Origin of the sequence: Variovorax sp. 350MFTsu5.1 (genome assembly GCF_048302515.1) — a bacterium.
Taxonomy (GTDB): Bacteria; Pseudomonadota; Gammaproteobacteria; order Burkholderiales; family Burkholderiaceae_C; genus Variovorax; species Variovorax guangxiensis.
Map to the genome: position 1 here is coordinate 4,020,936 of NZ_CP157620.1, position 22,263 is coordinate 4,043,198.

Here is a 22,263-nt window from a genome sequence, read left to right on the forward strand (position 1 = left end):
AAAACAAGCCCGCCGAAGCGGGCCTGTTATCGAGTCGCGTGTTCAGATGCGGAGCCCATGCTTCAGACGCCTGGACGACGACGAGTTACTCGGCGAGTCCCGAGGAGTGTGACTGGCTCAGCATTGAAGTGAGCGTACGTGTCGACATCAAAGAATGACACCGAGAGCATCTTGTCCATGGGAAGCACAAGCCGAAACTTCTCAGCATCGCTTTCGGGCGCATCCCCGCTATAGAACTGGTCATAGTAGGTCGTGAAAATGACCTTGCCAGTCTCGGTCCGATAACCACTCATGTAAGGCAGCAGAGCGATAACGCGGCGCTCCGTCTTTGGCTCGGGGGTCGTAAGTATCAGCCCCACATAGACCTTGTTAGACGACAGAGTGATGGATACCGTCCGCAACAGGCCCAGCGCCTCAAGCAGCAGTTCTTCAAGCTCATTCTCCCCTGCCGCCTTCCACAGCGCTTGATCGATGCGATTCTTGTTAAGTTTGTTGAGCACCATCGGACCGATGCGGCCGAGGGCAACTGAACTCAGACATACGATGAAAAATCCGACTTGAGCCGGCGCGTTGTCTTGCGACTTGAGGAGAGGTTTGGCGATATTGATCAGCGCCGCCTCGAAAGCAGGAAACCAACTGCATCTACTCAATGCAAAGTAGAGGCCCGCAAAGATGAATAGAGAGACAACCAGCAGGCAGACGCCGTGGTAGGCCACGCGAAAATACAGCCTGTGGCCGTCTTCACGCGCAACCTTGTATTTGAGGGCCGTGTAGCCAACGATGAACTGGTGCCCGCCGATGAGCGGCAAGAGAATGGCAATAGTTGGGTCCAAGCGCTGACCAGTTACTTGCCAGCGCGCGCTGATGCTTCCCGCAGTCTGGCAACAGTATTCAGCTGCTGCTGAACGATATTGCTACGCAAGGCGACGTTAGCATCAATGGATGCCACGCCCTTGTCAGAGATGTTGTATTGGACAACAGGGGTCGGAGCTCGACGCTTGTCAGCATGAGGGACTGTTGCACGAGCATTGTCTGCAGTCGGCATGATCCACTCCAGGGTAGTTGTGACTCTTCGAAGCCATTATACGCGCCATCAGCGACATTAATAACATTTAAGGCTGTACGCGGCGGAAGCCCGCCGAAACGCTTCCGTTCGCCTTTCGTCCGCCTCAGATGCCCCGCACCCCGATTCGCAAACCCTCGCATCGCCCCAAAACGAAAAAGTCACCCGCCCCTATCCCACCGCCAGCGAAGTACGAGCCTCTGCCGCTGCGATGCGCTGCCGACTCTGGAGGTCTGCCGCCAGAACCATCAGCGCACTGGCGGCCAAACGGATTTCATGCGCTGCGTTCGCTGCTACAGGGTTCAGGAGGTCCACGCCCTTCAGGTGCGCGCGGTGCGCCACCAGGGTGTCGGTTTGCCGTTCCAGGCGAGCGCGGATGTCGGTGATGAAATTCTTTTCGGTCATGATAATGTGGGGGATGTTGGGTGCCCCGAAACTTCCGGCGTCGGGACCAGCGCGAGGGGTGCGCAGGAGTGGGGGCCTCACTCTGCCCAGCTGCGCCTGGGTCAACAATTCGCCAACCAGTGCCCCGCAGACTGCCGGTCTGCAAGCGGGTTCGTTTCAGGCTGCTGTGCTTTCCTGCACAACGCCACGGCGCAACAGCGTTGCCATGAACGCCGATGCAGACATGCGCACGCCTGTTTGTTGTTGGACCCGTTCGCGTTGCCGTTGCAGTGCATCGGCCAGCTCGCGATCCAGCAGGACCGTGGCTTTTACTTCGGCGCGCGGAGAAGCATTTTTCGTGTTCATGGTTTCTTTCACCAGTTGTGCACAAAACCGGTAGACCGGCGTCGCGCGCGGCGACGCTGGCGAAGAACCTCTTTTAGGAACGTCGCGGCGGCCTCGCGTTGGCTGGGGGTCTTCAGTTCTGCGAAGCGCTTGCCGAGCGAAGTCTCGGGGTCATCGAGGTCCACCGGCAGGCCGGCCACCAGGACCAGCAGGCGCGGTTTGTCGGCGGACTCGCCGGCTCGCGGCATCACTTGCGCACCCATCAGGGCTTCGCGGATGGCGCGCGGCAGTGCCGGCAGTTGTTCCAGCTCGGTTTCGACCTGGGCAACATCTTCGGCAGTCGGTGCATCGCTGCGCGATGCCCAGCGGCGTGAGATTTCCATCAGTGCCGCCGTGTTCATGCCGCCAGCCAGAAAAATTCAGGTGCCGGCAGCAGCGCGTGCGCGTTCACGAAGGCCGTTACCGCGAGCAGGCCCGTCACGTTGCGCCGCTCGAAGTGAATTTGCACCAGCTCGTTCACGGCAACACCGCACCGGGACCACGCGCCGATTACGGTCGCGGCGGCCTGGTCGCTCAGCTCGGCAGGGATGCCGTTCGCACGCAGTGCACCGTCCTGGCCAACTGCGGCAGCCGTGCCAGCCGTGCCGACGATGGCCTGCAGTTCGGCGAAGCGGATGCCACGTGCCGCCGCCAGGGCGAGGGTGAAGTTTGCGGGCGTGCTGGCCGCGATGGCGCTCAACAGCACCTTGTCGCAGAGTGCGCCCAGGCCGAGGACCAGGCTTCGGCTGATTTCGAATTCCAGCTCGGCATCGGTCTTCGCTTTCTGCTGGGCTCGCGTGATTTCGAAGCGCAGCGCATGCGACGGCGCGTCACCGATGTTGATTTGCGCCGTTTTGATTGGCAGAGGGGACACCGTGACATCGCTGCCATCGGCGACTGGCGAGAACGTGGCACGCTCGATGGTGGTGAAGCGGGAGACGCGTTCATAGAGGGCGGGAGGCGCGCTCGGGTTCGTGGATTGGACGGGCTCGGGAGCGTCGGCCACAGAAACCAGGCGAGCCCCGGCGCGCATCGTGCGCGATGCCTCCATGACTTGGAGGGAAAGCGTTTGCGTGGTGCCAGCGGGTCGCGCAGTGGCGGCAAGTTCGTAGCCGCGTGCCTGATCGGTAGCAAGGGCCGGGGCAGCGTCCGCGAGTCGCAGAAATCCGCTAGCAACTGCAGGCTTCGCAGTGCGCGAACCTTCATCCATTCCGGCTGCGATGTGGTCCGCGAAACCAAGCTGTCGGCGTGCGCTGGCAAGCAGCGTAGCGATGGGAGTTTGCGGGCTTTGGCTAAGCGCGCGATTCAGATCGGTGAGAAGTTCAGGCATTGAATGTTCGGTGCGGTTGAGGTCGATATCCGAACTTTGCCGAACAACTCAGCTGAATTCCTCTTGTGGTTTTGCCGCGCCGCCGATGTCCTCCAGGCGCTCGCGCACTTCTGCGGCCAGTGAGGTTTCGCCCGCGAAGTCGAGCGCCGCAGCTGCAAGGTTCAGTGCGTTTAAACGCTGTTGCAATGCATCGTCTGGTGTGACGCGTGGCCCCACCAGCATGGCCACCACGTCAGTGATACAAGCTGGCCAAGGGTCGCTTCTCTCGGACGTGATGGGCATGCTCATCGCACCCCTTAACGTGTAGATGGGATGCGTGGTCTGAAGGGTGCTCTGTGTCTTCATGCGCATGGTTCTTCAGCGTGGAGTGATGCCGTGGATGCGATGGGCGACACCCCGCTGTAAATCAGACTAGATGTCAATGACATGAACGCGGGAGTTGCCACAAACGATGTGGGAATAAATTGGCCTACTCAACTACACAAGGAGTGAGACATGCCGCAGTACTGTGTCAATAAGACCGAGCAAGCGAATGGAGACCATGAAGTGCACGCGGAGGGCTGCCAGTATTGGCCCCACCCGTCAAATGTTCAGCCCTTGGGTTGGCATGCCAGCTGTCAGCCTGCGGTGCAAGCGGCACGAGCCTTTTACCGTCAGGTGAATGGCTGTCGCTTCTGTTCTCTGCCTTGCCACACTCAATAATCTGAGTTTCTGCGCGTCCAGACGGGGCAATCACGTGCGCGCCATCAAAGCTTGGGCCGCGCCCACAGCCTGCATAGCATCGGCGAGAGACTTTCTATTGCGTGCGAACAACCGGCCAATGACCTCTAGGTCTTCGTCCTTGGGGGCGTGCCCGATTGCCTGCAGCCAGCCAGCCGCTACGGCGACATTGGCGCGCGGCTTCTGCCGCCAATCAGCGGACACCTTGCGGCCTGCTGCAAGCCAAGTTGCCCACGCAATGTCAAAGCGTCCCCGCTCCAGGCGCGGGAGGTCGCCCGCTTCGACCCACATACGGACAGCGCGAGGCGTCACGCCCAGCGCGCCCCCGATGTCGGCGGCGGTTGCTTCGAAAGTGTTTTCAGTGGTGCTCATGATGGATCTCGCTTTGTGAAAGGTAACGGAAGTGCTGGAAAAAAGGGCTCGGAGAGGTCGAACTACGCGGGACTGATACCCCCGTGTGGGAGGCATCTTGACCTAGGACCCGCGTCTCTTTTCGCCACACAGTTGCGTTATTAGCGAACTACCTCGATGCAACGCAGGCCCTTGGTGGTAAGGGTGTACGTGCCGCCATCCCCTCGACGCACCAAGCCCATGGCCTCCAGGCGCTCCAGCCTGCGCACCGCTGTTGGCCGTGTAAGCCCCGCGTACTGTGCAAGCTTGTGGGCAGCCATTGGCTTGTGCTCGATGTGCCCGATGGTCACCGCGCAAATCAACAGCACGTCGCCACCGTGCGCCCCGAACCGCTCTTTCCGCAGCACTTGCATGGACAGCGAGCGCATCAGGTCCAACATCAGGCGCATTGAGGTCATCGGGTCCAAGGGTCCTTAGGGTCCACGTCTGCACATAGAACAACGACCTATCACGCTGGCCTGTATCTCTCTCATTCTTCTTTATTGAAATAGTTGGACCCTTGGACCCTAAAACACAGAAAGTCATTGCTGCGCCTCGCTTTCCTTCGGGGTCTGACCTGGGGTCCAAGGGCGGGACCAAGGGACCACAGGCGCAGGTGGCACGCGAAAAACCTTCCGGCCGTTGTGCTTCGTCCACTCGCCAAAATGCTTTCGCATCACGCAGGCGGCTTCGTTCAGCATGGCCTTCGAAGGCTTGTCGTATCCGAGTTCGATCAGAATTTCCGTCGCGGTGAGACGGCGCGTAGGTGCTTCTGTGCGGCTGTATCGGCTCAGAATCAGTTCTTCCACCGGGTCGCCCCGCTGATGGTCTGCGTTCGCACCTTCCAGCCTGGCTTCCTCGGCGCGCTCCAGCCACCAACGTTCGCCGGCTTCGTACCAAGTGAACACTTCGGCCCACAGCTGCTGCATGTCGATGGCGTGCGTGTGGTCCACGCCAGAAACAGGGATAGTCCACCAGCGCACATTCCCGGTGTCATCGGCCAGGAACTGTTCGGGATTCACCGAAGCGAAGAACACAGTTCGCCGCTGAAACTTTTCCTCTGCGCGGCCATAGGGGCGGCGGAACTGGTCCACGTCCTGGCTGATGAAGCCCTTGAGCCGCGCGATGTCGGCTTTGCGCAGCGTGCCGTCCAGCTCGCCCAGTTCCACCAGCCAATGCGACACAGCGCTGATGATGCTGTCCTTGTTGTTCGGGTCGATGGTTGCATCAACCTTCACCAGCTCGCGCAGCGCTGGAGGCAGCAGCGCGCGAATCCATGCGGTCTTGCCCAGCGACTGTTCGCCCTGAAACACCAGCACGCCTTTAGACCAAAAGCCAGCCGGCCTGGCGGCAGCGGCAACCGCAGAGATAAGCCAGCGGCGCAGCAGCATGGCGAACAGCTCGCGATCAAACCCTGGCTTCGTCTGCACCGTCGCCAGCAGATCATCGAAGCGCGACAGGCCGTCCCACGGCTTTATGCCGATGAAATCCATCACCGGGTTATGCGGGTTGTCGTCGCCGATGCTTAGCAGGAACGTGGGCGCGTCAGTCTTCGGCAGCCGATTGAGCGCGCATAGGCTGACCACGGTATCGACGGCTTTGGACTTGCTGTTATCGCGCGTGCCACGCTGGCCTGGATGCGTCACCACCAGTTCTTTGCGGATCACGTCATAGCGCACCGTGAACCCATAGGTGGCCAGCAGATGGCGCAGGTTTGGAATCGTGTTCAGCGGCAGCAGCTTGGGGCTAAGGTGCGGCCAGGACATGCCATCAACTGCCTGCAGGTCGTGCACGTCCTGCACTTCCATGGGCTCGGCCAGCGCTGGCGGCAACTTGGGCGCACTCACAGCGCTAGTGCCGTTCGCAGGCTTCGCTGGCGGCACCGCGCGCGGCTTCGGCGCAGGCCGGCGAGCCACTGGCGTGGGCGCGCGCTCGGGCGGCTCTGGCGGCACCGCTGGCCGCTGCTCGGCGGCCTTGCGGAACACCTCATCAATCGTTGGAACTCGCGTCATGCAGCCGCCCATCCCATGGCCACCAGCGCTTCGCGAGCTGCAACGGTGTGCGCGAATGGAGCCTGGATCGATTTCGAGAGTTCGAAGAACATGTCTCCAGCCTGCTGCAGAGAACGACCCTGCGTCATGTGGCGCGTGACGAAGCGCACAACGTCATCAACAGCCTGGCGGCGCTGCTCGGCCTCCAGCTCGGCGCGCGATGCTTCAGTGACTTTCATCCAAGCGCGAAAGTCATCCACAGTCAGGAATTGTTTTGCGTTCATGCCGCACCGCTTTTCAGCAAATTCCGCATCTGAACGCCAATTCGCGCGTTGTCAGCTGACAACGCCAATGCGGCTCGGATTCGCGCTGAAACTCGATGATTGATAGAATTGATCATGGTAAAGCTGTGTTTGGTTTTGCCTGCTCCTTGAAAGCCACCAGGTTGCCGCCCGGTGGCTTTCGTCTTTTTCGGAATCACGATGCGGCACCTCCAATTTGCGCGAGCTGCCAAGCAACCACTTCGCTTTGCCGCCAGGCGGTGATGCGCCCATGCATGCGAATGGGTTGCGGGAATTTGCCTTCGCCCACCCGACGCCATAGCGTTGCACGGCTGAACGGAATAAAACGCTCCGCTACCAAATTCTTCTCACGAAGAAATCTTTCGGGCGTTACTTTGTTGGCTTCGTCTTGCATGTCGGAGACCTCTTTGAACTGCATGCGACGATGTTATTTGGCAACAACCCGCAGAACAATATTCACGCAATTGCACGCAGAGCGTGAATAGATAACGCCTCATCACGCCTTATTAGGTCTGCATCATCTGGCTTCACGATTTCCTTTCATTGATTTTTTCTATCCAACTTCATTCGTGAAACAAAAAACCCGGCAAAAACCGGGTTCTGACGCTGTTTAAACGATTTGGAAACGCTTATTCCGCGCCCAAGCAATAGCCCGACCACTCGCTCATGAGCGCGCGTCGCTTCTCCAGCAGGTCGCCACGCCGATATGCCGCCTCCACCTTGCCTTCAATGGCATGCGCCAGCGCCATTTCCGCCACCTCGCGCGGGTAGTCGGTCCGTTCGGCCGTGAAGTCGCGGAATGTGCTGCGAAAGCCGTGCGTGGTGATGCGCTGGCCCTTGTCGTCCGCATAGGCCATTTCCTTCAGTAGCTCCAGCATCGCACCGTTACTCAATGGCTGATCGTCTCGGCCACCAGGAAATACCCAACGACCAGGTGTCGCGCTGGCCTGCTCGCGCAAGATTTCGATGCACTCAGAGCTAAGGGGTACGCGGTGCTCTACGCTCATCTTCATGCGTGACGCAGGCACCAGCCACAGCCCCGCATCCAAATCGATTTCTGACCACTCTGCTCGTGCTACTTCATTGGTGCGCAGCGCGGTCAGGACCGTGACGGCCAGCGCACGCGCGCTGATGTTGTCGCGAGCGCGCAGGTCGCGCATGAACTCTGGAACACGATCAATCGGCAGCGCGGGATGGTTGCGAACTTTCTTCACCTTGGACGGCGGCGGCAAAACCTTGTCTAGCAGCCCTTTGAAGCGGGCAGGGTTCTCTTTGCCTTTGCGGTGGCCATGAACAGCGGCCCAGTCCAGCACGTTGCGCAGCAATGACATCAGCTTTTCGGCCGTCTCGGTCTTCGTCTCCCAAATCGGCGTCAAGACGGTAAGGACGTGCGGTAGCTCGATGTCGCCCACCAGCACATCGCCGATGTGCGGATGCGCGTATGACTCCAGCCAGCTCTCTCGCCGCTCTACCGCCTTGGGGTCCTTCCATTTCGACTGCATGGAGGAAATGAACTTCTCTGCCGCCTTGCGGAATGTCATGCGGGCGGCGTGCTCGGCCATAGCCTGCGCTCTGGCGGCCTGACGTTGCGCAATCGGGTCTTCACCAGCGCGCACCCTGGCGGCGTGCTCTATCGCGGCTTGGCGTGCTGCCGCCAACGTCACCACGCGAGCCGAGCCCAAGCCGAAGTCACGACGATGCTGAACCACCTTGCCGGCGCTGGTGGTGCGTGTCCCGACAGTCAGTCTCACGACCCATGAGCGTGCACCGGTTTCGCTTACCTGAAGGTGCAGTCCTGGCGCGCCACCAACAGCGTGCAGTCCGGTTGTCTTGAGCGCATCAACGGCGCGCGCTGAAAGTTCTTTGGCTCGGCGTGGCATGGGTTCTTTGCTTGGGTAGGACGTCTCGATATTACCCAACTAAAAACCCATCTACAAACATGAGACTGCGTGAAATCAACCGGCTTCACGCCGGTTCATTTCTCTTCATTTTTTCAATTACGACAATTGCTTATCTCTCAACCAAACCAAGCAATGAGACATCGTGAGACAGCGTGAGTTCGGTTCCTGATTCCCTTCACCCGCTCCAACCAAGGGTCCCAGGCGATCCTGAAGGCTCCCGAGAAGTCCTCACCAAATCCGATCGGACGGAGCTCCCCACCTGGCTGGTCGCTGGCACCCCGCCTAGCCGATCAACATCGACGCCACCACTGCAACCAGCAGCCCGACATACACCCTGGCGTGTACCTGATCGGGAATCCGCCCGATGAAAGGCGAAGCCATGCGTATCCCGGCATATGAGCCCGCGACCAGGGCAAGGAACGCCCTCAGGTCCACATAGCCCACATACCCGGCCCCCAGGGACGCCATTCCACCCCAGGAAAGCGCCGCGTAAGTCGCGGTCCCGGCCAAGGCGACGGGAAGCGTCAGCGGATTGGCCATGGCCGTCGCGCCGGTCATGCTCACTCCTCTGCGGCGAAGCAACGGGACTGTCATGACGCTGCCCCCCACTCCAAGCAAGGCCGCGATCCAGCCGATGACGATGCCCGTCAATGCGTTTCGTGCCCGGGCGGGCCGGGCCTCCCGCGCCGGCTGCAGGAGAAAGCCAGGCCGGAGCCAGCAGTCCAGAACGGTCAGGCTGACGTAGGCGATGAAAGCCCAGCGCAACCAGCCGCCCTCCACCGCGGCCGCGGTTGCTGCCCCGAGCACGCTGCCGGCGGCAATGGCGAAGACCAGCGGCTTGATGACCGCCCAATCCAGCGATCCCGCGCGCTGGTGCTTCGCCGTTGCCATCGCCGATCCGAAGATCATCACGCACGTCGAGGTCGCAACCGCGATCTGCATCGCATGGGGCGCAGCCGGTGTTTCCGGTCCGCGCATGTGCGTCAGCAAGTGGTAGAGCAGCGGGACCACCACGAAGCCACCGCCGAAACCGAAGAGCACCGTGGTCACGCCGGCGAGCGTGCCGCAGGCGGCAAGCCAGAAATAGAGTTCCATCGCAATCCGTCCTTCGATGCCTGAAAGGTTATGGCTGCTGGCGCTGTCCGGCTTTCGGAGTCTGGACAAGAATGTTCGCGTTTCAGCCAACAGCGGATTTCGCGGATTTCGATGAGAAACGTACCTTTGGACAGCGTCGATGCACTCGAACGCGAAGTGCTCGCCATCGGCACCGACTACGCGCGCGGAACGCTACTGGAGATGCATCAGCATCGTCGAGCGCAGTTTCTCTACGGCGCGACGGGTCTCATGGAGGTAGGCACGGACGACGGCGCGTGGGTCGTGCCTCCGCATTGCGGGGTGTGGATCCCGGCGGGCAAACCGCATCGCGTACGCATGGTGGGTGTCAGCACGCGCAGCCTCTATATCGAGCCGAGGGCTGCGCCGCGCGGAGGGTCTCGCTGCGAAGTGCTGCTCGTCTCGCCTCTTCTGCGGCAGTTGCTGCTGGAGGCGACGGACGTGAAGGCGCTCTATGACGAACAAGGCAGGGACGGCCTGGTCATGCGCCTCGCGCTCGCGGAGATCGCGCGCGCGGCCACGCTCCCGATCTTCGCGCCGCTGCCCAGGCACGGCACGCTTCACGCCCTGTGCGTGGAGTTTCTCTACGCACCCGACATCCGCACCACCGCCGGTGAATGGGCGCAGCAACTGCACCGCAGCGAACGCACGTTCACGCGCTTCTTCCGCGCCGAGACCGGCATGGCCTTCGGCGAGTGGCGCCAGCACGCCTGCCTGATATCGGCGCTTTCCAGATTGGCCGAAGGGCAGCCGGTGACGGCCGTCGCGCTAGAACTCGGCTACGACAGCCCTGGCGCGTTCTCGACGATGTTTCGCCGCCGCCTGGGCTTCAGCCCGTCCGAGGTTGCGCGTTCGGTGTCCGGTCAACGCGCAGGCTGGCAAGTCGAATTGGGGCATTGAAGGCACGGACAGCCTCCCGGCGAACTCAGTTCTCGCTGAGCACTCCGAAATCGCTGTCGCCCTGCTGCACGGCATTCACCAGCTGCACCCGATTGCGCGCGGCAAAGCGGCGCCGCAGCTGCCGCATGTGGTAGTCCACGGTGTGGGACGACAGGTCCAGCCGGTTGGCGATCTCCTTGTCGCTGCGCCCCTGGAGCAGTTGCTGGAGGATGTCCTGCTGCGTCGCGGAGATCTCGATGCGGCCCGCGCCCGGCGCACCGACGATGCGCGTGTGGCGCGACACGTATTCGTGCACGCCCAGCCCGAGGATCAGGCCCTGCCCGATCACGCTGTCGCTGATCCAGTCGCTCCCGGGCCTGCGCGACAGCAGGCTGATCACCGTGTGCTGGTTCACATGCGTGGGGGACGCCAAGCGAAACAGCAGCCCGCTGCGGATGCCGCTGGCATACAGGTCGTCGAGGAACCGCTGCCGCTCTTCGCTCAGCTCGTCCGAAATCTCCGCCGCCAGCGCCTCGAGCCGGGCCACGTCCCACGCCAGTGGAAGGCTCGACGCGGGCACGCCCTGCTGCCGAAGATCGACGCCGCAATAGTTGTGCGCGAAGTAGCGTCTGGTCCACTCGGGATTGGCGTAGGCGGTGAAGAAGCTCAGCGGCCACCAGTGGCCCCGCATGTACGCCACCGTGCCGTAGCCCAGCCAGTCGAAATCGAGCGCATGGAGCATGCTGCGCACCAGTGCCGCGCGGGCTTCGCTGCCGGGTGCATCCATCAGATTGCCGACGATGGCCGGCACGCCGCCGGCGTGAGGCGGCACGCTTCGCGGCATGTACAGGTGTTCTTCGGCATAGAACTGCGGAACCGGATTGGCGGGTTGCGGCTCCGCTTGCGGCCGCGGCACCGGATCGAATCCCTGCGCCTCGGAGGCCGGCGCAGGCGAGGCACGATGAAACAAGGTGGACAGAATCATGGAAGGCCTGATGGATGTGCCGCCATGCCGGAAAGGACGACGGACCTGGGTCAAAGTACCGCAAGGGCGTTGTCATCGCCTTGTAAATTTTTAGCTTCCGACGCATTTGCCAGGGCTCGCGCATCCAACTGAGTACCTTTGCTTGAACAATGCGCGACCTGCGCGGGTCCTCGCCGGGCCGAGGCTTCACAGATGACGACGGCGCTGGCATGCTTGCTGCACACAGCGCGAGGCAAAAGCCGAACCTCCGCACATCCCCCTTCCATGGCATTGCCCGCCTCCCAGTACTGGCGAGACACGGATCTCGCAGGACTCCAGTTCACAACCAACCGGTTTCGCCATCGCGAAGTCCGGCCACACCGGCACGTGGGCTTCACGCTCGCGGTGGCCGACACCGAACTCCAGGTGCGCAGCGGCACCCGCGTCACCGTCGTACCGCCGGGTGCCCTGTTTCGCATTGCGCCGCATGTCTGGCACTCGGTGCAGGCGCGCACACATGCCTGGCGCGAAGACGCCCTTTTCTGCAGCCTCGCCGTGGCACGGTGCATCAGCCCCGCGGAAGATACCCCGCCGCTGGCACGGCTGGAGGACGATGCGGGAGTCTCGGTCTTCATCGACGCCTCCGCGGCGCTCGAATTCCTCGAATGCCACCGCCTGCTCTTCGTCCCCACGAGCACCGGCGATCCCGAGGACATCGCGGCGGGCCGTGCACTGCTTCGCCGGCGCCTCTCGCAATGGCTTCCCGCCCCTTCGCCCACGGAGGACGGAGCCCACGACGCAGAGCGCCCGCATCCCGACAGCGGCGACGAGCGCCTGAACCGGCTCTATGCCCTCATCGCGTCGGGCTTTCATCAGCGCATGACGCTCGACAGCCTCGCCGATGCGGTCGGCTGGCACCCCGTGCACGTGCAGCGCCGGTTCACCGCCGCATGGGGCTTCACGCCGCACGAGATGCTGGTGGGCCACCGCATCGAGTACGCCCGCGACCTGATCGCCGGCGGCGCCCATGTCACCTATGCGGCGCATGCGGCAGGCTTCACCGACCAGAGCCATCTGCACAAGACCTTCATGAGCACCTATGCCGTGCTGCCGGGCGACTACCGCAGGCTCGCCGCGCTCGATGCGCTCCAACCGCCCTCGGCCAGGAACGGCATCGCCGGCTAACTCGCCGCCCCGGCTTCATCCGATGCCCTGCGCCCAACGCAGGAGCCTGGCGACGGGTGCATACAGCGAACGTGGAATCGGCTGGTCCACCGGCACCTCCGCATAGATGCGCTCGGCCAGCGTGGGCTCGAACTCCATCGGAACCAGGCCCTCGCCGGCAAAGCGCCTGATCTGCGCGGCCACCTCGCCCTCGCCGCGCGCGATCACGCGCGGCAGGTCGTTCTCGCCGAGGTACTGCAGCGCGACGGCCGTGCGGGCCGAATGGATCACGGCCGAGGCCATGCGCACGCGGTCGCCCAGGCTGGCATACACCGCCTCGAAGTGCGCGGAGCGGCGGCGCGACTGGTTGACCGGATCGCCTTCCACCTCCTTGTATTCCTGCCGGACCTCTTCGATCGACATGCGCTGCTGCTTCATGAACTCGTAGTGCTCGTGCGTGTAGTCCACCGCGGCCATCAGCGCATAGATCACCGTTGCCCAGCCGAAGGCCACGAGCACCATGTGCGCCGCGGCGGTCATGGTGGCCGCGGGGCTCGCGTAGCCGAGCTTGAGCGAGGTATCGACGAAGCCGCGCACGATCACGAACATCAGGCCCGCGAGCAGCATCGTCTTCAGGCTCATCTTCAGCAGGTTGATGAGATTGCGGGTGGAGAAGATGCGCTGCAGCCCCTGGGCCGGGTTCATGCGGTTCACGTCGGGCTTGAGGCGCTCCCACGCCGCCACGCCGCCCACCTGGGCCAGGGAGCCCACGATGCCAGCCACGGCAGCGATGGCCATGATGGGCAGCGTGCCCCAAAGCAGCGCCTCCCCGGTATGCAGCAGCAGCTCGTCGAAGCGGTCCTCCGGCCGCGTCAGCAGGCTGGTGCTGGTGGCGTGCAGCCAGAGCTCTCGCAGCAGGCTGTAGAGCACCCCGCCGCCCAGCCACATGCAGACCACGACCACGGCGAACACCGCCGTCGAGGCCACGTCCGAACTGAAGACCACCTCGCCGCGCTTTCGCGCGTCGCGCAGCCGCTTGGGAGTGGGGTCCTGGTCTTTCTCCGCCATGGCCGAAGGGCGCTAGAGCGTGGCACGCAGGAAGTCGAGCACGCCGTTCTCGGGCCGCAGGAATTCCTGCAGCGACTCGTACACGAAGAAGACGAACAGCAGCATCATCAGGTGCGCCAGCAGGCTCTTGAGAGGCTGCGAGAACACGAACACGTTGAGCTGCGGCGCCACGCGGCTGACCAGGCCCATGCCCAGCTCCACCAGCAGCAGCACGAAGATGACCGGCGAGGCCAGCTTGACGATCCACAGGAACAGCGTGTCCCCCTGGCGGATCGCGAACTGCTCGATCACCAGCCCCAGGTTCGGAAAGAACGAGGCCACGGGCCACAGCCGGTAGGAGTCGACGACTACGCCCAGCATCGCGAGCAGCCCGCCGGCCGAGACGAACAGCGTGATCACCATCCAGCCGAGGAACTCGCCCGTGGGCCCGTTCTCGTGACCCGCCACGGGATCGAAGAAGGACGCGTTGCTGGAGCCGGTCTGGAAGTCGATCAGGTCGCCCACGCTCTGCACCGCCCAGATGAAGATGCCGAAACCCAGCCCCAGCATCAGGCCGATGAAGGCCTCCTTGCCCGCGATGAGCACCCAGGTGCCGATGGAGGCAGCAGGCATGTCGCCCGCCACCGGCGACATGAACAGAGCGAGCATCAGCAGCAGGCCGTTGCGCACGGTGCCGGTGATCATGCCGCCGGAGAGAAAGGGCACCACCGCGAAGATCGCGAAGAGCCGCGGCAGGGTCAGCACCACCGACGAGAAGAATCTCTCGAAGCTGGCCAGTTCGATGGAGGGGTCCATGGCGATCCGTGCGTTCCCGCGCGCCTACGCCGAGCGCCGCGCGGCCCATGCCTGCGACGTGGCTTCCTCGGTCGCTTCGTCGAGCCGCTGTTCCTGCAGGCGCTGCCGCTCGCTTCGGCTGCGCTGCTGCATCTGCTGCGCCTTCTCGACCTCTGCGCTGGCGGCGCGCAGCTTGCGGCGGCTGGCATCCAGCGTGCTCTCGCGCAGCGCGTGGGCCTGCCCGGCCTGCGCGGCAAGCCGGCTCGCCTCGACGATCCGCGCATCGAGGGCGGCGCTCCAGGCACCCGCGTGGCGCAGCTGCGCCACGCTGCATTGCCCGTCCGTCAGCGCGCCGGCGGTCGCCTGCCAGTGCGCGGCCTTGCTCTGCACCTGCTGCTGCTGCCACGCCTGGGCCTGCTGCAGCTCGGCGCGGCTCTGCTCGGCGGCGGCCCGGTCGCGCGCAACGGCACCCATGGCAACCGTCTTCTGGCGCTCGCGCACGCCCACCAGCAGCTTCCAGTCGATGCCTGCGCTCATCGGCCCGGCTCCCACGAGGCGCCGCCGAACCGCTGCAATGCCTCGATCGACTGCGCATAGGGCAGGCTCGCATCCGGCGGCTGCGACAGAAAGTCGAGCATCGCCGGCCGCGCACCGATTGCCTCGTCGGCCAGCGCGTCGCCGCCTGCCTTGTATTCGCCGATCTGCACGAGCAGCTCCATCTCCTGGTACTTGGCCAGCAGGCTGCGAAAGTGCGCCGCCGCCGCGCGGTGCTCGCGCGAAGTCACCAGCGGCATCACACGGCTGATGCTCCCCAGCACGTCGATCGCCGGATAGCGGTTGGCCGCAGCGGCCTTGCGCGACAGCACGATGTGGCCGTCGAGGATGGATCGCACCTCCTCGGCGATGGGGTCGCTCTCCTCGTCGCCCTCGGTCAGCACCGAGTAGACGGCGGTGATGGAGCCCGTCCTGCCCTGCCCCGCGCGCTCCAGCAGCTGCGGCAGCATCGAGAAGATCGACGGCGGATAGCTGCGCCGCGTGGGCGGTTCGCCGCTGGCCAGGCCGATCTCGCGCTGGGCGCGCGCGAAGCGCGTGAGCGAATCGACCAGCAGCAGCACCTTCTTGCCCTGGTCGCGGAAATGCTCGGCGATGGTGGTCGCGGCATAGGCGGACTTGATGCGCTCCATCGGCGGCCGGTCGGAGGTCGAGACCACAATCACCGTCTTCGCCAATCCCTCGGCGCCGAGGTTGTGCTCGATGAACTCCTTCACCTCGCGCCCGCGCTCGCCGATCAGCGCGATCACGTTCACGTCGGCCGTCGCGCCGCGCGCGAGCATGCCCAGCAGGGTGCTCTTGCCCACGCCCGGCGGCGCGAACACGCCGACGCGCTGCCCTTCGCCGAGCGTGAGCAGGCTGTCGACCGCGCGGATGCCGGTGGCCAGCGGCGCGTCGATCATCCGGCGCGCCAGCGGGCTCACGGGATCGCGGTGCACCGGCAGCAGCGTGCGGGTCCTGAGCGGGCCCCGTTCGTCGATGGGCTGGCCCAGCGCGTCCAGCACGCGTCCCAGCAGGCCCGTGCCCACCGGGCAGACGTGGCCGCGCCCCGTGGGCAGCACTTCGGTCAAAGCCGAAATGCCGGTGATCGGCCCGAGCGGCGTGAGGACGGCGGTGTTGTCGCGGAAGCCGACCACCTCGGCCAGCAGCGGCGGCTCGCCCGGCGTGACCAGTTCGCACAGCTCGCCCACATGGGCCTGGATGCCCGATGCGTCGATCAGCATGCCCACCGCCTTGCTGACGCGCCCGCGGATCGCCACCGGCGTGACGCGGCCCAGCGCCTGTTCCAGCTCGGCGACGATGCCAAGCGCCGCGTCGGACACCGGGTTCACGATTGCGCCCCCTCCCGGGTCTCGGCGAGGCCGCCGCGCTCCACCGCGCGCCGGAACGCGGCGAGCTGCGCGTCCACGCCGATGTCCAGCACGCCGGAGGCCGTCTGCACCACGCACGCGCCGACGGACAGCGCCGCATCGGCCACGAAGTGCACGGTCATGCTCCAGTTGGCCTCGCCGCGCAGGCGCGCGATCACCCCGCGCAGGATCGCCTCCTGCGCGGGCGCCACGCGCACGGTGATGAAGGGCTCCTGGCGGATCAGCGTGTCGACGCGCAGCAGCGCCGCCTCGAACAGCGCCGCCGGGTCCGCATCGGCGATGAACTGCCCCACGGCCTTGACGACGACCTGCGCCATGGACGTGCGCAGCGCATGCAGCTGTCGCTCGGTGGCCATGGTGTCCGTCACCAGCTGGGTCGCGTATTCCTCCTTGGCGCGCCGCAGGCCCTCCTCGTAGCCCTGCCTGCGGCCGGCCTCGGCGTCCTGCGTGGCCTGCTGCACGATGCGGCGCGCCTCGCGCCGGGCCGTCTCGACCACGGTCGATGCGTCGAGCAGCGCCGCGTATTCGTGCTCCTTCAGGACCTTGCGCTCGCTCAGGAGCTGCAGGTTCTCGGTGGTGATCAGAAAAGCCAGTCCCATTGCGGCAGTCTTTCGGGGACGATGCACGAGAGCATCAGTTCGTTGAGTTGCTGGAGTTGGCGCTGCTGCAACTGCGGCACGCCGAGCGCCGAGACGCGGCGCGGCAGCTTGTGCCCCAGGCGGCGGCGGACCGTCTCGCCTTCGGCCGCAGCCGTGGCAAGCAGCAGCCGGTGGCCGCGCTCGACGGCGACCCGGCCGGCCGACAGGGGCCGCTGCTGCAGCAGCGCGTTGTCCATGCGCAGTTCGGTGAGCAACGGCACCCGGTCGAGCACGAAATCCACCGCATCGGCATCGAAGCGGCGGGCCTGGCGGCGGATCTGCGCGCCCGCGCCACCGCGCAGCCGGAACAGCGGCAGGTGCACGCAGAAGCCGAGGTAGGCGGCGAGCCGCCGCAGCGCGTCGGCATCGAGCAGCGCCACGCGCTTGAAGCGTGCGTCGAAGTTGTAGTCGGCGCTGCCGGCGTCCGGCCCCTGGGCTCGCCGCAGCTGGTCGGCGAGCACCGCGCGGCCCGCCTCCCCCAGCCGTGCCGGGACGCGATGGCGCGACGGCCAGTCGGCAGGCAGCCAGCTTGGGTGAAGACCGATCTCGGGGTGCAGGTTGAAGCGCACCACCAGGCGCACGAGGTCCATCGGGCCGGTTCCGGCCTGCGGGGCTTCGTGGGTGGCGGGGGTAGGTGCCGGCATTCCTGTTCCGGGTCAGCGCCTGAACACCTGGCGGCGCGTCCAGCTGCGCCAGTCCACGCCCTGCCTGCGCAGCAGCGCCGGCAGCACCAGCAGGCAGACGGCGGCCAGCAGCAGCAGCCCCAGCAGCACCATCGCCGTCGACGCGGGGAACAGGCTCAGCACCATCGCACGCTCCCTGGCGCCGCCCGCCAGGGTCGCAGCCGACGCCACCGGCCGGCGCGCCTCGAAGAGCGACAGCGATACCTGGTCGTGGCTCAGCCCCTCGATGCTGTGCGCCACCATGTCCTTCACGGTCGGCGCCAGCAGCCGGATGTCCACATCCGGCCGGTGCTTGATGAACACCGCGGCCGACGACGGCCGCATCTTCTCGCTCAGCGGGTCGTTGGCCGGGATCACCACGTGCACGCGCGCGGACACCACGCCGTCCACGTTGCGCAGCGTCTGCGACAGCTCCTGCGAGACCGCGTAGATGTAGCGCATGCGCTCCTCGGAGGGCGTGGACACCAGGCCCTGCTTCTGGAACACCTCGCCCATGGTGGCGAAGCGCTCGTGGGGCAGACCCTGGGCACGCAGCACGTCGAGCGCGACGCCCATGCGGCTCTCGTCCACCTCGACCTGCCAGTTGCTGCCCTCCACGCGGCTCTTGGCCGCGTCGATGCCCTCGGCCGACAGCGCGGCGACGATCTCGTTGGCCTCCTGCTCGTTGAGGTTGGAGTACAGGCCGACCTTGCAGCCGCCCAGTGCCGCCAGCAGGGCCAGCGCCGCGAGCCAGCGGCCGCGGCGCGCAAGGAATGAAGAAAGAGTGCGGGACAGCAGCTTCACGGCATCCTCATTGCTGGTTCTTCAGCAAGGTGCCGAACAGGCTGGTGGCGGCGCTCGCCAGGCCCGTGGAAATGTGCATCTTCGCGAACATCATGTGCGCCTCCATGGCGTGGTCGGTCATCGCGAACATGGTCTTGATGGGGTCGGACATGTCGATCGACTCGAGCATGCTGCGGCGCATCTCCTCGTAGGAGCGCACGTTGCCGGAGAACTGGGCCGCGAGCGCCTTGGCGGCGTCGCCGAGCGCGCTGGGCGCGGCCACCGAGGACGGCGGCGCCTGCACGCCCTGCATCATGTTGGCGAACATCCGGGTCTCGCCCGGATCGAGGCGCGAGGGCGCGCCGGCCTGCTGCTGCGCGGCGGCCGCGGACACGCCGGCCGGCGGCGCGCCTGCCGCGACCAGCGCGGTGGGATCGGTCATGGTTCACCTCCTGGGGGAAAAGGCCGCGCGATGCGACAGGGCATCGCGCGGACCTGCTTACGAGGACTTGGCCGACTGGCGGATGTCGTTGCCGGTGGACTTGGCCACCTCGCCGCCCGCGGCGCTCGCACCGTTGACCGTGTGCGCGGTGGATGCCGCGCCCTGGATGCTGGTGGAAGCGGCCATGCTGGCCGACATCAGCCGCGCGTTGTCGGCTGCGGCCTGGTTCATCTGCTGGATAGAGCTGTCAACTGCGCCTGCCATGTGTATCTCCTGGTCAAGAAAGGATTGATTTACGAGGGTTGAAGCGCTCCGCCCCGGCGGGACGGAACCATTCCACGCGGCGCACGGATGCGGCGCCGCATGAAATCCGGGGTGCGCGCGAGGCGGGCTCTGCCGATGGCCATGCCTTCACCTCCCGCGCCTGTTGTTGCTGTCGGGCACGCCACCGCTCAGGACCAGCCCGTCGGCGTCGATGCGCTTGAGTTCGGCACCGGATCGCAGCACCGCGCCTTCGTAGTAGCGGCTGCCGTTCGACAGCTGGATGTGCCGCAGGCCGTTGCCGTCCTCGGTGATGCTCACCATGCGCGCCGGCAGCACGCTCTGCCAGCCGTCCCACTGCGCGCGCACGTCGGCGTCCTTGTTCTCGGCCACGGGCTTCTCCCGGTACTGGACCTTGTCGAAGACCAGCACCGACGGATGCAGGTCTTCGCTGAGCCTGCGGATCTTCTGGCGTACCGCGGCGTCCTCCACCGTGCCGGTGAGCACCAGCCGGCCCTGCCCCGTGTACGCGACCGCCACACCGGGGTCGCCCACATAGCGGCGCGCCTGCTCGACCATGTCCTCGGCCGAGTGCACGTTCACGCCGACCTGGCTGCCGAAGGGCTCCATCGCCTGCTGCAGGGCCTCGCGGCGCTGCCTCGACTCCACGTAGCCCTTCACGCCGAGCCGCCCGCCCTGCGCGGCCACCACTTCCACCTCTGGGAACGGCACGAGCGCCTTTTCCACCGCGGCCAGGTCCACGTGCCCGGCGCGGCGCGCGCTCGCGCCCGCGTCGCCGAGCGACACGGCGGCCAGCCCGATCACCGCAAGCAGGGCCATCACGCCACCCGCCCAATAGCCGAGGCGCCGCCGCGAGGAAGCCCCGGACGTGCCCGCCAGCGCGCCCTCGCCGGGCCGCGCCTCGTACTCCGGGGCGAACATGCGGTCCTCGCGCACGTCCGGCACGTAGCTGCGGTCGAGCTGGAAGTCGATCTGCCCGAGGCTCACCACGTCGCCCGCGACCACGCTTCTGCGCGCCTGCCGCATGTCCTCGCCGTTGAGCCGCGCCGAAGCCGTGCTCAGGCGCTGCATCGACACCACCAACTCGCCCACGGTGAACGCCAGGTGGCGCGGCAGCACGTCGCCGCCGGGCAGCATCACCTCGCAATCGCCGCCTGAGCCCAGCACGTTGAGCCCGGGCTTGAGCGCGATGGTGCGGCCCTTCACCGCGCCGCTGAGGAAGCGCAGGCACCAGCCGTCGCCCAGCGCGGGGCGCTCCGGCCGTGCCATGCCGGCCGCTTCCGCCGGCACGTCGCCGTCGTCGAAGGAAATCTCTTGCGGGTCGTGCATGCTCAGCCTCCCACTTCCGGCAAGGGCAGTGCCGGCAGGTTCGCCGTGGCGCCCGGCAGCACCAGGCGCGGCGTCAGCAGGTAGAAGCGCTCCATGTTGGACTGCTTCTTCTCCGTCGACCTGAAGAGCCCGCCGACGCCGGGAATGTCCTTGAGCAGCGGCACGCCCGTGACGGCATTGCTCTTCTCCTCCGACGAGTAGCCCGCGATCAGCAGGCTCGCCCCCTCCTCCACGAGCGCCTGCGTGTTGACCGTGCGGCGCCGCACGATCGGGATCTTGTCGACCGACATCGGACTGAGGTCGCCGTCGACGATGTCGATGGACATCATCACGCCGCGCGAGGCCTTCTCGTCGATGACCAGCGGCGTCACCCGCACCGCAGTGCCCGCCGTGATGCTGAACAGCCCCGCGTCCTGGAAGCCGTCAACCCGCACGTAGAACTCGCTGAGGTTCTCCAGCACGGCCTCGGTGTTGTCCAACGTCATCACCTTCGGGCGCGCCACGAAGTTCGCATTGCCGTTGGTGGCCAGCGCGGTCACGCGGGCCAGCAGGTAGTTGCGCGCGCTGTTGCCGATGGCGGCGGTGAACATGCCGCCCAGCGGCGTGAGCGGATTGCCCGAGCCGTCGGCGCTGCCGATCTGCCCTGCCTCGCTGCCTGTGCCGCCCCAGGTCAGCTGCCCGCGATCGCCGCGGCCGGTCTGGAAGTCGGCATGCCGGCCATGCAGGCGCCAGTCGATGCCCAGGCTGTTGAGCGTGTCGGAGCTGATGTCCATGATGGTCACTTCGATCTCGACCAGCCGCGGGCGCACGTCCATCGACTCGATCAGCTTCGCGTACTGGGCCATCTTGTCGGGCATGTCGCGCACCAGCACGGCATTCATGCGCGTATCGGCCTGGAACTGCGGCAGTTCGCCGCCCGCGAGGTTCGCGATGCCGCCCTGCGCGATGGCTTCGCTGCCGGCCCCGGCGATCTCGACCTTGGGCGCGTTGATGGTCTCGCCGCTGCGCAGCTTGATCTGCCGGTTCGGCCCCAGCGACATGCCGCCGCTCATGCCTCGCGGGCCGCCGCTGCCGCTCGGCGCGTTCCCGCCGCTGCGGCCATAGAGGCTGCGCAGCACGTTGGCCACGCCGGGAATGACCGTGTCCTTTCCCGAGCGGTTGATCCGGAAGTCCGAGGCCCAGGCGTACTTGAGCGGAAACAGCCGGATCTCGGCGCCCTCGGCCATCGCGCTCTTCTGGTCGGCCAGCTTCACCGCCTGGCGCACCATCTCGACGTAGCGGCGCGGCCCGGTCACGTACACGCTGGCGTCGCGCTCGCTGATGCTCAGCGGATAGCGCTCGTCGGAGATGTGCAGGCGCACCAGCGTCTCGGCGATTCGCCCCGCGTTCTCGGCCGCGATGGGCAGCACCTCGCTTTTCGCGTCGGAGGCCAGGTCGACGAACAGGAAGGCGCCGTCGAAGTACCAGGTCAGCCCGTTGACCGCGCACACGCTGTTGAGCGTGCTCAGGGCGGGGCCGGCGAACTTGCCGCTGATGGTGCCGGCCACCTTGGAGTCGACCACCGCCGTGATGTTCTGCGACGAGGCCAGCTCGCGCAGGAAGTCGGCCAGCGGCTTCTCGTTGGCAACGATCTGGAACGGCCGATTGCTCCAGCGCAGTTCGGCCGCACGGGCCTGCGCGCACATGGCCAGCAGCACGAGCGCGGCGCAGCCCCACAGCACGAGGCGGCGCTGGCAGAAGGCTTTCAGGCGCGGGGCGGTCATTTCGGGGAAATGCAT

The 22,263-nt window shown here is 65.6% G+C and carries 27 protein-coding genes; 2 read left to right on the plus strand and 25 right to left on the minus strand.

Annotated elements, in window-relative coordinates; genetic code table 11:
• Nucleotides 1-62 precede the first annotated feature (62 nt).
• From ABL843_RS18290 to ABL843_RS18350, 13 genes are all read right to left on the minus strand, one after another.
• The gene (locus ABL843_RS18290) at nucleotides 63-809 is read right to left on the minus strand and encodes a hypothetical protein (RefSeq protein ID WP_418116765.1); all 747 of its coding nucleotides are present in this window, start codon (nucleotides 807-809) and stop codon (nucleotides 63-65) included.
• A 425-nt stretch (nucleotides 810-1,234) separates the two neighbouring features.
• A complete protein-coding gene (locus ABL843_RS18295; RefSeq protein WP_418116766.1) occupies nucleotides 1,235-1,468 on the minus strand; it encodes a hypothetical protein in 234 nt (77 codons plus the stop codon).
• A gap of 156 nt (nucleotides 1,469-1,624) precedes the next feature.
• Nucleotides 1,625-1,813, minus strand: coding sequence for a hypothetical protein (locus ABL843_RS18300; protein ID WP_418116767.1), 189 nt, complete (start codon nucleotides 1,811-1,813; stop codon nucleotides 1,625-1,627).
• Between the two features lie 8 nt (nucleotides 1,814-1,821).
• On the minus strand, nucleotides 1,822-2,193 hold the full coding sequence (locus tag ABL843_RS18305; protein WP_418116768.1) for a hypothetical protein: 372 nt from the start codon (nucleotides 2,191-2,193) through the stop codon (nucleotides 1,822-1,824).
• A complete protein-coding gene (locus tag ABL843_RS18310; protein WP_418116769.1) occupies nucleotides 2,190-3,161 on the minus strand; it encodes a hypothetical protein in 972 nt (323 codons plus the stop codon). The genes ABL843_RS18305 and ABL843_RS18310 overlap by 4 nt, the downstream gene beginning before the upstream one ends.
• Before the next feature lie 48 nt (nucleotides 3,162-3,209).
• Nucleotides 3,210-3,506 (minus strand): hypothetical protein, encoded by a 297-nt coding sequence (locus tag ABL843_RS18315; protein WP_418116770.1) that lies wholly within the window; start codon nucleotides 3,504-3,506, stop codon nucleotides 3,210-3,212.
• 387 nt (nucleotides 3,507-3,893) lie between these two features.
• Entirely contained in the window at nucleotides 3,894-4,253 is a 360-nt protein-coding gene (locus ABL843_RS18320) for a hypothetical protein (protein ID WP_418116771.1), read from the minus strand.
• A 140-nt stretch (nucleotides 4,254-4,393) separates the two neighbouring features.
• Entirely contained in the window at nucleotides 4,394-4,690 is a 297-nt protein-coding gene (locus tag ABL843_RS18325; RefSeq protein ID WP_418116772.1) for a MarR family transcriptional regulator, read from the minus strand.
• 123 nt (nucleotides 4,691-4,813) lie between these two features.
• Complete coding sequence (locus ABL843_RS18330) at nucleotides 4,814-6,079, minus strand: VapE domain-containing protein (RefSeq protein WP_418116773.1); 1,266 nt, start codon at nucleotides 6,077-6,079, stop codon at nucleotides 4,814-4,816.
• Nucleotides 6,080-6,279: 200 nt separating this feature from the next.
• Entirely contained in the window at nucleotides 6,280-6,546 is a 267-nt protein-coding gene (locus ABL843_RS18335; RefSeq protein ID WP_418116774.1) for a hypothetical protein, read from the minus strand.
• 193 nt (nucleotides 6,547-6,739) lie between these two features.
• Nucleotides 6,740-6,982: a helix-turn-helix transcriptional regulator gene (locus tag ABL843_RS18340; protein WP_418116775.1), complete on the minus strand. Its 243-nt coding sequence runs from the start codon at nucleotides 6,980-6,982 to the stop codon at nucleotides 6,740-6,742.
• A gap of 211 nt (nucleotides 6,983-7,193) precedes the next feature.
• Nucleotides 7,194-8,444, minus strand: a complete 1,251-nt coding sequence (locus tag ABL843_RS18345; protein WP_418116776.1) for a tyrosine-type recombinase/integrase — start codon at nucleotides 8,442-8,444, stop codon at nucleotides 7,194-7,196.
• 303 nt (nucleotides 8,445-8,747) lie between these two features.
• Nucleotides 8,748-9,560: a sulfite exporter TauE/SafE family protein gene (locus ABL843_RS18350; RefSeq protein ID WP_369661870.1), complete on the minus strand. Its 813-nt coding sequence runs from the start codon at nucleotides 9,558-9,560 to the stop codon at nucleotides 8,748-8,750.
• Between the two features lie 111 nt (nucleotides 9,561-9,671).
• On the opposite strand from ABL843_RS18350, the gene ABL843_RS18355 reads away from it, so the two are divergent.
• Nucleotides 9,672-10,478: an AraC family transcriptional regulator gene (locus tag ABL843_RS18355; RefSeq protein WP_369661869.1), complete on the plus strand. Its 807-nt coding sequence runs from the start codon at nucleotides 9,672-9,674 to the stop codon at nucleotides 10,476-10,478.
• A 25-nt stretch (nucleotides 10,479-10,503) separates the two neighbouring features.
• Here ABL843_RS18355 and ABL843_RS18360 read toward each other — a convergent pair whose 3' ends face one another.
• Nucleotides 10,504-11,442 (minus strand): helix-turn-helix transcriptional regulator, encoded by a 939-nt coding sequence (locus tag ABL843_RS18360; protein ID WP_126022065.1) that lies wholly within the window; start codon nucleotides 11,440-11,442, stop codon nucleotides 10,504-10,506.
• Between the two features lie 264 nt (nucleotides 11,443-11,706).
• Between ABL843_RS18360 and ABL843_RS18365 the strand changes: the two genes are divergently transcribed.
• Complete coding sequence (locus ABL843_RS18365; RefSeq protein ID WP_165909624.1) at nucleotides 11,707-12,606, plus strand: helix-turn-helix domain-containing protein; 900 nt, start codon at nucleotides 11,707-11,709, stop codon at nucleotides 12,604-12,606.
• A gap of 15 nt (nucleotides 12,607-12,621) precedes the next feature.
• Here ABL843_RS18365 and ABL843_RS18370 read toward each other — a convergent pair whose 3' ends face one another.
• The 11 genes from ABL843_RS18370 to sctC form a co-directional block, all read right to left on the minus strand.
• Entirely contained in the window at nucleotides 12,622-13,653 is a 1,032-nt protein-coding gene (locus tag ABL843_RS18370) for an EscU/YscU/HrcU family type III secretion system export apparatus switch protein (protein ID WP_418116777.1), read from the minus strand.
• A 12-nt stretch (nucleotides 13,654-13,665) separates the two neighbouring features.
• Nucleotides 13,666-14,448, minus strand: coding sequence for a type III secretion system export apparatus subunit SctT (gene sctT, locus ABL843_RS18375; RefSeq protein ID WP_184637159.1), 783 nt, complete (start codon nucleotides 14,446-14,448; stop codon nucleotides 13,666-13,668).
• A 24-nt stretch (nucleotides 14,449-14,472) separates the two neighbouring features.
• The gene (locus ABL843_RS18380) at nucleotides 14,473-14,964 is read right to left on the minus strand and encodes a serine kinase (protein WP_418116778.1); all 492 of its coding nucleotides are present in this window, start codon (nucleotides 14,962-14,964) and stop codon (nucleotides 14,473-14,475) included.
• Nucleotides 14,961-16,310: a FliI/YscN family ATPase gene (locus ABL843_RS18385; RefSeq protein ID WP_418116779.1), complete on the minus strand. Its 1,350-nt coding sequence runs from the start codon at nucleotides 16,308-16,310 to the stop codon at nucleotides 14,961-14,963. The genes ABL843_RS18380 and ABL843_RS18385 overlap by 4 nt, the downstream gene beginning before the upstream one ends.
• The gene (gene sctL / locus ABL843_RS18390; protein ID WP_418116780.1) at nucleotides 16,307-16,948 is read right to left on the minus strand and encodes a type III secretion system stator protein SctL; all 642 of its coding nucleotides are present in this window, start codon (nucleotides 16,946-16,948) and stop codon (nucleotides 16,307-16,309) included. The genes ABL843_RS18385 and sctL overlap by 4 nt, the downstream gene beginning before the upstream one ends.
• Nucleotides 16,930-17,631: a SctK family type III secretion system sorting platform protein gene (locus ABL843_RS18395; RefSeq protein WP_126022059.1), complete on the minus strand. Its 702-nt coding sequence runs from the start codon at nucleotides 17,629-17,631 to the stop codon at nucleotides 16,930-16,932. The genes sctL and ABL843_RS18395 overlap by 19 nt, the downstream gene beginning before the upstream one ends.
• 12 nt (nucleotides 17,632-17,643) lie before the next feature.
• Complete coding sequence (gene sctJ, locus ABL843_RS18400) at nucleotides 17,644-18,453, minus strand: type III secretion system inner membrane ring lipoprotein SctJ (RefSeq protein WP_418116781.1); 810 nt, start codon at nucleotides 18,451-18,453, stop codon at nucleotides 17,644-17,646.
• A gap of 7 nt (nucleotides 18,454-18,460) precedes the next feature.
• Complete coding sequence (locus tag ABL843_RS18405; protein WP_369661866.1) at nucleotides 18,461-18,874, minus strand: hypothetical protein; 414 nt, start codon at nucleotides 18,872-18,874, stop codon at nucleotides 18,461-18,463.
• 57 nt (nucleotides 18,875-18,931) lie between these two features.
• Nucleotides 18,932-19,138: a hypothetical protein gene (locus tag ABL843_RS18410; protein WP_021004014.1), complete on the minus strand. Its 207-nt coding sequence runs from the start codon at nucleotides 19,136-19,138 to the stop codon at nucleotides 18,932-18,934.
• Between the two features lie 147 nt (nucleotides 19,139-19,285).
• Nucleotides 19,286-20,485, minus strand: coding sequence for an FHA domain-containing protein (locus ABL843_RS18415; protein WP_184637152.1), 1,200 nt, complete (start codon nucleotides 20,483-20,485; stop codon nucleotides 19,286-19,288).
• Nucleotides 20,486-20,487: 2 nt separating this feature from the next.
• The gene (gene sctC / locus ABL843_RS18420) at nucleotides 20,488-22,263 is read right to left on the minus strand and encodes a type III secretion system outer membrane ring subunit SctC (RefSeq protein ID WP_418120488.1); all 1,776 of its coding nucleotides are present in this window, start codon (nucleotides 22,261-22,263) and stop codon (nucleotides 20,488-20,490) included.